At 46.6% G+C, this 12,787-nt stretch carries 4 protein-coding genes; all 4 read right to left on the bottom strand.

Translation table 11 applies throughout. The features are described 5' to 3' along the window. Positions 1 to 6,107, bottom strand: a 6,107-nt coding sequence (locus ACLGGO_RS02515) for a two-partner secretion domain-containing protein (protein WP_446418156.1), incomplete at its 3' end; no start/stop codon positions are given. A gap of 1,202 nt (positions 6,108 to 7,309) precedes the next feature. Next, a complete protein-coding gene (locus tag ACLGGO_RS02510; RefSeq protein WP_446418155.1) occupies positions 7,310 to 8,407 on the bottom strand; it encodes a tetratricopeptide repeat protein in 1,098 nt (365 codons plus the stop codon). A gap of 241 nt (positions 8,408 to 8,648) precedes the next feature. Then, positions 8,649 to 9,911, bottom strand: a complete 1,263-nt coding sequence (locus tag ACLGGO_RS02505; RefSeq protein ID WP_446418154.1) for a tetratricopeptide repeat protein — start codon at positions 9,909 to 9,911, stop codon at positions 8,649 to 8,651. Between the two features lie 17 nt (positions 9,912 to 9,928). After that, on the bottom strand, positions 9,929 to 12,685 hold the full coding sequence (locus ACLGGO_RS02500; protein WP_446418153.1) for a CBS domain-containing protein: 2,757 nt from the start codon (positions 12,683 to 12,685) through the stop codon (positions 9,929 to 9,931). Positions 12,686 to 12,787: the final 102 nt, after the last annotated feature.

The raw sequence follows: 12,787 nt of genomic DNA, 5'->3' as shown, positions 1-12,787 counted from the left end.
GATAGATTACTATTGCTGACAGATACTGACTCAACTGGATTTTCGCCTGCATTAATACTCAGACTTCCGGCTGTTCCTGTTTGTGTCGAGGCTGATATTTCACTGTTGTTGGTTAACTGTACGTTCTCTAAACCTTGTAAAATAATGTCTTGGCTCTCACCAGAGATGTTGGAGGCTGATAGCTGCGATCGCGCATTCAAGCTTAACTGTTCGGTATTTATCGTTACTCCCCCAGCTTTCCCACCTTCACCAGTAGCCGCAACGGATAGATTACTATTGCTGACAGATACTGACTCAACTGGATTTTCGCCTGCATTAATACTCAGACTTCCGGCTGTTCCGGTTTGTGTCGAGGCTGATATTTCACTACCGTTGGTTAACTGTACGTTCTCTAACCCTTGTAAAATAATGTCTTGACTTTCACCAGAAATGTTGGAGGCTGATAGCTGCGATCGCTCATTTAAGCTTAACTGTTGAGTATTTATCGTTACACCCCCAGCTTTCCCACCTTCAGAGGTGGCTTCCACGGAGAGGCGACTGTTATTAAGAGATACCGACTCAACTGGATTTTCTCCTTCATTGACACTCACGCTTCCCGCTTGACCCCTTTGGGTAGAAGCAGAGATTTCGCTGTCATTGAATAGTTCCAGGGTTTGCAAACCTTGCAGGCTGATACCCTGACTTTCTCCAGAAATATTTGCCGCAGAGACTTTACCTTCATTCTCAAGCCGCAATTGCTGGGTATTGAGGCGAATTTCTCCAGCATTGCCCCCTTCTCCCGTTGCTTGAGCTTCTAAGCGACTGTTGTCACTCACTCGCACAGAATTAGCCGGATTGGAGTTAGCATTAAGGCTTATGTTTCCAGCTTGACCGATTTGAGTCGAGGCTGAAATTTCACTACCGTTATTGACTTGTAAAGATTCCAAACCCTGTAACCTGATATCTCCGCCTGAAGCAGAACGGGTTAATGTCGATATCTGCGCTCCATCCTGGATGGATAACTGTGGAGTATTAACAGTCACATTACCTGCCGCACCAATGCCTTCAGACCGAGCGAATAACCCACTAGCTGGGTTAGTATTGATGATACTGGTTGCCACTCTGGGGGTATCCAAAGAAACTTGCAGGGTATAGGTATTAGATGAAGATATCGGTGCCAGGTCTGCTGTACTAGAAATATTGTCTACCCCCTGAGATTCACCGACGGCGATGACGTAAGTACCAGGGTCACTAAAAACGTGAGTGAGATATGAATCTATCCCATCAAAATAACTACCCTCACCACCCAAGGAATCCGAAGCATTGTCGTTCGATGCCAGCAAATTTCCTTGCTCATCGAATAGAGCTATCGCTGTATCAATAAACGAAAAGCTCTCATCGATATCAACAATTACCCGCGTTCCCCCTATCGTCACTTCAAATGAGTAGTAATCTAATGAGGGTTGTTCAGGGTTGGCTTCAGAATTATTGAGAGAGACATAAGGAATTCGGGTAGAAAACTCAATATCCTCGTTCGCCTGGTCAATACTATTAATTGAGAATAGATTATCAAGAGATTGGGCTTGATGTATTGAATTATTTGGCTCTTGTTCGGGTTGAGGTTCAGAAAAAGCATCAACGGAAACTTCATCCCTGAGTAAAGGTTGAGGGTTAACACGCTGATTAAAACTAGAATCGATACCCGTCAGGCTGATTTTATCAGTCACATTGACTGTAATATTACCTGCTCGCCCACTACTAAATGTATTGGTGAGCAACTGTCCCCCATGACTCAGTTCTAATTGATTAGCATTGATTGTAATATCACCGCCATCATGGTAACTGTTCGTTTGAGCGCTTAACACCGCACCATCGGTAACTCGAACAGTCCCCCCCGTAGTAATCTCGATATTTCCACCTTGACCACTATTGACTTCTTCCGAAGAGGTGAAAACTCCACTTAAAAATCCATCGACCCCAATTCCGGAGATAGTAAGAGCATCTGCAATTTGAAGGTTAATCTTACCTGAATTTCCCTCGCCCCGTGTTAGGGCTTGCAGTTGGGAACCTCCAGTTAAGGACAGAGAATCTGCGGTGATATCAATGTTACCCCCATTGCCTGTACTTTGTTTATCTACAGCCGTGCTAATCGTACTGTTTTGTGCTAAGGAAATAGTTCCCCCTGCCTTAATCGTTACGTTTCCTGCATTGCTGGGACTATTTGTAATACTAAAAATGGCGCTACGGGTAAGGTCGATAGACTCAGAGGCTAATAGAAAAACATTACCCGCGTCCCCATACCCATAAGTTGCCGTATCAACGGTAAAGTTAGATAGAGATATATTACCCCCCTCAATTGTTACATATCCACCTTTACCCGTTGATCCTGGTTCTAAAGCTGTAGAGAGCCGACTATTGCTAAGCTCAACAAAGTTCCTGCCATTGAGAAAGACAGACCCCATATTTGTCCCTTCAGAAGCCGTAGTAGTTAGGGGAGTATTGGCTAATGTAACTGATTCTCCCTTGATTTCCAGAGATCCGCCAGTTTGACCCCCAAATATTTCGCTATTGATTAGGCTGCCAAGAAATGAGACTTCTCCTGATTGGCTTGTGAGGCTGATAGAACCCCCATCTCCATCACTGGAGCTGGAAGAGAACTCGGCAATCCCATTTTCAAACATGATGTTACCGTTAGCGTGAATGGAAATTTTCCCTCCATTGCCATTACTCGAGTTAGATAACAAGCTGAAGAATTGATTTTCTCTAGTGGTGATGTTGCCAGTAGCATTAATGGAAATTGTACCCCCACTTCCCTGGTCAAAAGAGATAGAGTTTATCACAAATACCCCCTGATCTGACGTGATAATGTTGTTAGCATTCAGAAAAATGGCTCCCCCATTTCCCTGATTAGAAGACGAATATATTTTAAATCCCCCCACCAAATTCCCTGTATTTGCAGTAATAATGTCGTGTGCATTAATGGAAATATCACCGCCATTACCTAACCCTGAATGTGACCGAAGCTCAAAGTTTCCCTCTTCTTGTATAAGAATGTCATGGCTGTTAAGCGTAATTGTGCCACCCTGACCTTCCGTTGAGTAACCATGCAGCCAGAATACTCCATCCTCTGGCGTGAAAATATCATGAGCGCTAAGGGAAATATTCCCTCCATTCCCATTGCCTGATCTTGAGTAGGAACGAAGCCAGAATTTTCCATCTTCTGTAGTGATATTGCCATTTGCATTCAAGGAAATAGTGCCGCCATTTCCTGATCTTGACTTTGTATCAAGGTCGAAGTCTCCATTTTCTGTAGTGATATTGCCGTTAGCATTCAAGAAAATAGTGCCGCCATTTCCTGATTCTGACCTTGCATCAAGGTCGAAGTCTCCATTTTCTGTAGTGATATTGCCGTTAGCATTCAAGGAAATAGTGCCACCATTTCCTGATGCTGAGTAAGCATTCACATCAAAGTCTCTATCCTTTGTGATGATATTCCCCTGAGTATTCAAGGAAATCATGCCGCCATTTCCCGATTGTGAGAAAGCAAACAACAGAAAATCTCCATCTCCTGTAGTAATAATATCGTTAGCACTAAGGGAAATTGTACCCCCATTGCCTCCATTTTCTGATCTCGAATGGGTGTACAGTCTGAAATCAGCATTTCTTGTAGTAATAATATTGTCATGAACATTAAGGGAAACTGTTCCCCCATTTCCCTGACGAGAGCTGGAGTCTAACCAAAAATCTCCATAGTCTGTGATGATATTGCCGTAAGCGTTAAGGGAAATGATACCCCCATTTATATTTCCCTGACTGAAGATTAAGAAGTTCCCATTTTCTGTGGTGATGTTGCCGTTAACGCTAAGAGAGATGTCGCCTCCATTTCCTTCACCAAAAGAGCTAGAGTCCATCTCAAAGAGTCCATTAATTGTGGTGATGTTGCCGTTAACTCTCAGAGAAATGTCACCCCCCTTTCCATGATCAGATCTGGAGTTGATCCGGAAGATCCTATTTTCTGTAACAATGTCACCATTTACATCAATTGAAATCGCGCCTCCATCCCCACTGACCGAAGAAGAGTTGAGAGAATTAGCGAAAAGATTTCCCTCGGCATTAAGGATAATTTTACCACCTCTAGTTAAAGGATGAGCAGTATTTAAGTTGCCAACACTCATACTGCCGTGGGTAGCACTAAGATTAATTGAGCCACTCTCTCCACTAGCACGAATAGGAGTCCTAAACTGCAGTTGTGTTCCTATCGCTTCTCCCCAAGGTGCCGTATCACCCGCCCGGAATAATGTGCCAGAATCCCCTAGGAATAAGTCACGCACTGCCAAAGTCCAAATCCCAGCGGGATTCTCACCTTCAAACATAGCCAATTCGCCGCCAATCACTTGGGGTCGAAATGACCCGTTAAAGGGAGCTGTACCATCAGTAATAACTGTTGCCGCTTCATCATCCAGCAGGGTGTCCTGAAAATTATCACCACTACCTCCCACAAAGTCAAATAACTCTAATGTTGTTCCACCTGGCGACGTGAGAGAAACACGGAGGTCAGAGTCATAAGTATGTGCTGCTGAAAACCGCACATCCAAGTTACCGACGGGTTGTCCTAAATCTGGCACGGTGAATGTAAAATTCGCTGTTCCAGAGGTTCCCGTTTCAGGAATTGGTCCCCCTGCATCCACATCAACCGTTGCTATCAATTCACCCCCCTCAAGCGGACTTAAGGTATTGATATTCCCCAGCGTCAAACTCGCACCAGACATCTCAATATCTCGCCCATTTGTATTCAGAGTATCGGCAACAGTATCCTCCATCACTACCGAACCAACCCCATCCCCATCTGCATCTGCTGTGAACGCAATCCCCCCACTCCCAGACGCAAAATCTAAAGCATCATCTGCTAAATCATCAATCCGAATATCGTTAGTTGCCTGTAAAACAATATTTGTATCCCCCGCCAATCCTTCTAACTCCGACTCATAAATCGTCGTTGGTGCTGTATCATCAATCTCACTCAACGGTGTACTCAGAATCGCCCCCGTCACTCCCGAATTATTCCCGGCAAAACTATCCTCACCATCAACCCCACTATCCCCATTACCATTAGCAATCCGAATATCCGTCGGGTCAAGCAACAACGTCCCCGCTAACCCAAAAACTGCACTGGTATCCACGTTTCCACGAAATATCAGATGTTGTTTCCCCGATACCTCAACCAATCCGCCATTTCCCCCATCAACTCCCCCACGGGCGTTAATCGTCCCATAAAACCCCGTCACCTCATCTGCCCACAAAACCACCGTACCTCCATCCCCGTCGATTAAGGCATTAGCATTAATCGTCACATTCGGCTCAACCACAGTTCGTGCTGCAGTGGGAATCGTACCTTGACCTTGAAATCCACCACCAATTAATACTGTCCCGCCGCCTATCTGTGAGGACACATCAATTTCAGTGCTATCCAATAAACCAATCCTCTCTCCCAACACCATTACTGTTCCCCCTGGTGCGGTTAGAGAACCTGTACTCGTCACTTGATTCCCGTATAACGCTAAAGTTTGTCCCGACTCTACGGCTAAATTTCCCTGATGATTAATATCTCCCGTCGGTGGCGTACCATACTGCAATCCCGGCGTCACATTAATCGTCAACAAGGGCGGCGCTTGGGGATTCGTGGCACTAAACTCACTACCATCAGGAAACGTAAAACTATTCGCTGTACTCGCCACAAACGAACCGCCAATATCCAACCGCGCATTCTCACCAAACACAATCCCATTGGGATTAATTAAAAACAAATTTGCCGTTCCATTCGCCCGAATCCACCCATCAATATCCGAAATATTAGTCCCCGTCACCCGTCCCAAAATATTCTGAATATCCAAGGCATTATTAAAAAATGCCTCACCCCCCGTCTGCACCGAAAACTCTTCAAAACTATGGAACAGATTCACTCCCCGTACTGTTCCCCCTTCAATGATGCAAACCGGACACCCTGTCACCTGTGAATTGACCGGAAGTGTATTATCCGGCACAATTTGAGCCGAAACTGGACTCAAACTCGTCAAAATACTAACCGAGAGACTGCTCAGAATTGAAGCGTAACCTGTTGTTTTTCGCATGATTAAATACCTCATCGTGGCAGCTACATCCAGCTAGCTGTGTGTTAGCGTCAGCGTTGTTAGTAAGATGCGAAACCCTGAAAATTAGTCGATTGACAGAAAAGCTACGAGGGGAATTAAATGAAGCTTAGATTATTTCTCATTGGAGAATATAGTCTGTTACAAAAATTAATCCTCCAGTTGTTTTTTTGGGGTGGCGTGGCACAGTGGGCTGGGTAAAAGCCTTGTCTGGGCGCACGTCGGTGGTGTCAACTTAAGCTCACAAAGAAAGCGATACCTTGATCTGACCCCACCCTAACCCTCCCCTTATCAAGGGGAGGGAACCGGGAAGGAACCGAGAGGGAACTCGAATAGCTTTGGTTTCCTGTCGCTAAAATTGATGCGTCCCTGTCGTTAGGAAAATACCGATTGGATTTTCCTGCAAAATTAGGGTTTTAGGCATTTGGTAGTTGATAATTACCCAGAAGGAAATAATGGTTTGTAGTCAGTGCTTTAGCACGGGAGGCACGCTTCGTCCCAACTACAAACCTCTCTGATTCCAGTGTCATTTCCCTGAAGTTCGATACAGTTATATTGTGCTGCTTGATTCAATTAATGAGTTCAGAAAAATTCAGGGATATAGTTCAGGTATGGTTCAGGTATAGTTCAGGTTTGTTCAGGATGGTGATTCGCGATCGCGAGTTTGAAGGGTAACGCTCACAGAAACCTTAGGGGCGCACGCTCCGTCATTGGTGTCAACTTAAGAGGAAACGCAAACCCTGTGAATCGGGGCGGGTTTAGTCCCATCTGGGTGCAATCGAAAATATAGTAGTAAAACCCGCCCCTACGCATTCATACCAACGGCTTTTTGGTACTTGTGGTGGAAAATCTAGTGTTTAGGGAACAGGGAACAGGGAACAGGAAAATCCTTATCCAGCAAGCCTTTGACCAAATTCAATAATTTTTCCTTATCACCATAACTCCCGGAGAGCCTTATAACCCAGTCCGCGCAGGCGGACGAAAGGCAAGTGTAGCAGCGATTTCAATCGCCGTGGCAAAAGGGGTAATAAAGGCTAACAAGTGAAGCACACGTCTGTGCTACCGGAACAAATAATGGTGCGTTACGCTGCGCTAACGCACCCTACAATTTGGGAATAATTGGGGGATAATTTGGCTTAATTTTGAATGATAATTGAATTCCTAATAAGGGATAAAATCAGCCGTTAACGAGTGCCAAAATTAAACACCGCTAACTCTTGAGTCCGAATATGCAATTCTTCCACCCGTTGGGAGTGCCCTAACGCTTCATAGCCGGCTTGCGCTTGGTTGAATAAGCGAATTGCTTGCTCCGGTTTCCCCAGCATAATCATCACTTCCGCCAACCCCACTTGAGCCTTGGCTTGACCTTCAATATCCTCACTGGCTATGGCTAACTCAATCGCCTGTTCATACCGTTCCTGCGCCAGCAGATTTAATCCCTTATGAGCATAGAGATCACCGAGAAGCTGATACACTTGAACCGTTTGGCTTCCTGACTTAACCAAGGACTCCAGAATTGCGATCGCCTCACTATCGAGATCTTCCTCAAAATACACATCCGCCATCGTCAACGCTTGGGCTGCTTCTGGCATATCCGATTGTGCGATCGCCTCAATCTTTTCCTGAACCCGCTGTGCTACCTCCGGGTAAACCAGCTTAAATCGGTAGTCCCCGCCTTTATCCAACTGGGATGACGTTCCATTCGCCTCGACAACTACTAGATAGTCTTTTCCTGGCTGTAACACGGGTTCACCGGGATAAACCACCTCAGTCCCACTCACCTGAGTCTCCCAATACACCCCGGAACCTGTGACGCGCACCGTATACTGACTCACTCCCGCCACTGGATTCCAACGTATCGTCGGTTTACCATCGAGTATTTTTCCGCGATGGGGCGTAATCATGTAAGGAATCGTGGGATCATCGCCACCAACGCTATTGGTTGGTTTGAGAATTCGCTCAGTCCGTGTCGAAATTAAAGAACGTGGTGTTCCGCAAAAGTAAGAAACCGGATAGATTTGAGCCGACGGGACTCTATGAGTCGATTTCCCTTGACAAACAATTTTTGCCGTTTCCCCCTGTATGGCTTGCAGTTGATCCTTGTGATGCAGGGGTGTACCCGCCGTAACCGTTCTGAAACTTGACCATCCCTCCCGTTTGAGCATAACCCGTCCCTCAGCCACTCGATTTTGAGCCGCGATCGCTACTGTCGGTAGAATACTCAGGGTTAGCCCTAAGAGGACAAAATGATATCTCCGTTGCATCATTGGCAGCTTTATCATACTTCCTCAGTTTTTTCTCTGATTAGGAATATACTTAACGACCAACAATCACCTCAGTTATCGAGGTTGTCTGTTAGAAGTTGCTCAACTGATGTACCCTGAACAAGTAAATATACTTAGATTTCTATCGCTTCAATCTGCCCATTTGGATTCGTTAAACAGATGATAACATCCACTACTCAACAATTCCTAGTTGAATGTTTAACTTTTTCCACTAAATACGATTACATAAACCAATATGCTAGGGATTATCAGGGGTAGCTCCCGGAGTGGCTTTCTCTGAAGTCAATGTTAAACGTTGCTGAGCTTGGTCAAACCATCGATCTTCATCGGGATTCAGTCCATCCACTAAATCCCGACACTTTTCCCAGAATAGAAGTGCCGCTTTTTGCTTCCCTTTTGCCTCTTCAACTTGAGCCAACAGGCAATAACCCGAAGCGCGATCGCTGTTTATATCGATCGCTTCTTTCAGATGAGCATCCGCTTCGTCATACCGACCCTGTTTCAGCCGCGCCCAGCCTAAATTTTTAAGTAGAAAGTACCCTAATTCTGGATCATGAGGTTGTAGAATACCCTGTTTCAATAAAAAAGCAGCACCGGAATAGTTCTTATCGAGAATATACAAACGACCGAGATTACTATAGGCACTAACCTCACCGCCTAACATGGCAATTTGGTAGTAAGTTTTCGCTTTTTTAAAGTCTAGCAAGTTCTCGTAAGCGGAACCCAATCGAAAATGCGCTTCCATATTACTTGGATCAAGTTCAGTCGCCCGACGATAATTTTGCAGCGCATTAATAAATTGTCCAGCCAACTGATCCTGCTTGCCCTGCTCGACATAAAACTTAGCAATTTTAGGTAACGATGCGTGCAAACTAATCAGACTCACCAAAACCAACAACGTTCCACCCAGCTTCACCTCATGCCAAAAATGTTGGGGAATCTTCAGACTTTCCAGCACCTTCTCCACCGTATGTTGCCCCGTCTTAGTCAGCGTACCACTCGCCGCCGTTAGCGCTAGTACCGCCTGACCCACCACTGCAAACGCACCCAGTGCATCCACGCCACCACTCAAAAATCGGGACGAAATCGCCACAACTAAGCTAAAATTTACCGTCAAAATCGGCATCGTAATCGCGCCCCAGAGCCAATCATAGCGATCCCAGGCATGGACATACTCCAACGTATCGAAAAACCACCACCAGGCAGTTTTGGGCGGATTTAAAATATCCCGCCATTGCGCTAAAGGAGCAATTTGAACGATCACATCCGCTTTTTGTTTTAAGCGTTGGTCGAGTTCACTCAGCGTCAGTAAGGTTTTCTTGGGATTCTGGCAGGTTTGGGCTAAAAGCGACTGGATGCGATCGCGACTAACCAGAACGTCGAGAACAATTTCTGTGGCATTTTGCTCGTTCCGCTTTCGTTTCGTAACTGTCAATGCTTCCAGCTTCGTCAGCGCGTCAGTATAGCGATCGAGTGCATTCTCTACATCAAAAGCATTCATGGGAAAATGGTGACATCCTAGTTGAAATGTTGCTCTAGAAAGACTTTGGCATCTGCCTGATCTTGAATCACACCATCTAAGGTAGCGGCTAACAACGCATCCAACATTTCTTTATAGTGAGGTCCGGGCTTATACCCCAAACCTTTGAGATCATTCCCATTAAGAGGAGCTTGCACGGTTGCCAAGTTGGTGAAATAGTGCCACAACTTGCGCCGAATTGCTCGAGAACTGTGTACAGCAATCAAAACCAATAGGGGTAATTTGTACTGACGTAGCAGCCAAACCACTTCACTGGGACGCTGACATTGGGGTAGAGACGCCACCACATCGGTTTGGGCTGGTTCTAGATGCTCAAGTCGCTCAATACTATCAATAGGCAGTTGTAAATTTTCTGCCACCTTGCCGCGTTCTTGAGGCTCTAAATGAGCAATTAACACCTCAAGACGCATCTGCCAATGTTTTAGGGTTTGATCAGGGTCAAAGCGTCGTAACCAACGGTCAATCAGACGGACACGCCACCATAACGACGGGTCAAGCTTGAGGTTGGGATGAAGACAGCGCAATGCTTCAAGTGACCCGATGAGTTGTAATGCCCGTTGCCAATAGCGAGCTTCTAGGATGTACTTTAATTCGGCTTTCAAGCGGGTTTCTAGGGCAGGCGCTCGGGTATTTGCACCAAGCGATCGCTCATAAACACCACTCTCTAATGCATACTGAATATAGTCTTGAGTTTGGGGTTCCAGTTCAAAGCCTAAGCGCACCGCAAACCGCACCGCTCGATAAATGCGAGTCGGATCTTCAATAAAACTATTGGCGTGCAAGACGCGAATCAGACGCGATCGCAAATCCAACATGCCACCAAAAAAATCCAGTAAGGGCAACGCTTCACCCCGCCTCCCCGTCAGTCGGGCTGCTATCGCGTTAATGGTAAAGTCTCGCCGATAGAGATCCTGGCGAATCGAACTGGCTTCCACTTCCGGATTCGCCGCCGGATAGGGGTAAAACTCAGTCCTGGCAGTGGCAATATCAATCCACAGGGAATCCAGCACCGGGTCATTATGCCACAGCAGCGCTGCCGTTTGAAACGCCCCATGAACTTCTAAGCGAGCATTCGGATACCGTTCTCGCAAGGCTTTGGCTAAGCTTACTCCCGCGCCCACATCAGCCGCCCGATGAAAGCCATCAACCACCAAATCCACATCTTCTAGAAGCAGCGGTTGGCTCTCATCTGCCAGCAAAATATCCCGAACGGCTCCCCCCACCAAATAAAGATGCCAACCCCGTTCCTGGGCTTCCTGGGCGGCTTGAGTAAGCAACTGCCAAAGGGCAGGAGCAAGGCGTTCTTGCACATTCAGGAGGCGGGATGAGGGATAGGTCATCTGGATTGGGCAAGTCTCTCCCCAGCGCTCTTGATCTTGGCGAATATGTCGCAGGACATCGGTACGAGTCACAATACCGACTAACTGCCCATCCTCTAAAACAGGTAAGCGTCCAATATCGTAGGTTACCATCAGCGACTCAATTTCTGGCAGTAAGGTTTGGGGGGTAATCGTTTTTAGGTTTCGGGTCATGTACCCTTTAACTGGAGCATGACCTAAACCGTGATGCAGTGCCAGATCAATATCTCGCCGTGAAATAATCCCGATTAACTGATCCTGTTCATCGACAACCGAAAGCCCAGAATGCCCATAACGCAGCAAAATCCGCTGTGCTTCGCCAACGGTGGTATCGGGGCGAATGGTTCGCACCGGGGATGACATTAATTCTAGGGCGCTTAGGGGTTGAGGAATTTGCTCCTTGAATTGATGAACAAGTTGGGGCAAAACTTCTGGGGGATTTTCATGGCGTAGGGTTACGGCGGCGGCTTGAGAATGCCCACCTCCACCCAGAGGTTGCAAGAGCGCATTCAAATTAGTGCCAGGAATTCGCGATCGCCCGATAATCGTTAGACGGGATGATTTTGATTGTTGAGTGTTGGATTCAGAATGCCTCCCTGCTCCCTCTGCTCCCCCTGCTCCCCCTGCTCCCCCATACATAGCCGCCAGCAGTAGGGCGTCACTTTCAGTCAGGTCAACTAATCGCGAGGCTAAACTGGATAATCCTGGTACATAGTCTGGGGTTTTCAGGAACACCCAGGAAAGGGTATAACCTTGGTGATTTTGGGATTGTAACTGCTCTAGGGCTGTAGTGAGCAGTTGTTGCAACTGGGGCGAAAGTCCTGGATCAACATAGTCGGCAATCTGACGTATATTTGCTCCTTGTGTCATTAACCAAGCCAGAGCCATGGCATCCCGTGGGGTGGTTTGGTCAAAGGTTAAGGAACCTGTATCCACATGGATACCGAGTGCCATCACTGTGGCTTCGGCTGTGGTTAATTGGATGGGGGTTTGTTGTAATTGCTCGACGATGAGCGTTGTGGTGGCACCGACGGGTTCAACCTGTCGGAATGTGACAGGAATATCACTAGGAGTGTTACCGTGATGGTCGTAAAGTTCAATGGCAGTAAGATGGGGTAAGTCTAACCATTGAGCAGCTTTACCCAAGCGATCGCGCTTTTGGGTATCCACTACGATAAGGGAGTGAATTTGCTCTACTTTAACCGAACGCCGTTCAATTAAAGCATACTCATCCCGATGCAGCGCCAAAAAATCCCGAACCGCCGGGTGAGCGCCCCCCGTTAAGACGAGTTTCGCTCCGGGTTTCAGGCGCGTCAGCCCGACGGCTGCTCCTAGGGCGTCAAAGTCGCTAATCGTGTGGCACAAGATTAAGTCCATGATTGGTCATTCGTGATTCGTGATTCGTCATTTGTCTCCTTGTGCCATCTACCTTTTTGTTGATTTTCAGTTTTTTCAAAAAAGCGGGTCAATTTTTGGTAG

This window comes from Coleofasciculus sp. (assembly GCF_046565525.1).
Lineage (GTDB): Bacteria > Cyanobacteriota > Cyanobacteriia > Cyanobacteriales > Coleofasciculaceae > Coleofasciculus.
This window is presented reverse-complemented; position numbering and strand designations above follow the sequence as displayed.

Excerpts from the sequence above, each read along its gene's own strand:
- ACLGGO_RS02510 (WP_446418155.1), bottom strand. The coding sequence starts at position 8,407 with ATGATAAAGCTGCCAATGATGCAACGGAGATATCATTTTGTCCTCTTA.
- ACLGGO_RS02505 (WP_446418154.1), bottom strand. The coding sequence starts at position 9,911 with ATGAATGCTTTTGATGTAGAGAATGCACTCGATCGCTATACTGACGCG.
- ACLGGO_RS02500 (WP_446418153.1), bottom strand. The coding sequence starts at position 12,685 with ATGGACTTAATCTTGTGCCACACGATTAGCGACTTTGACGCCCTAGGA.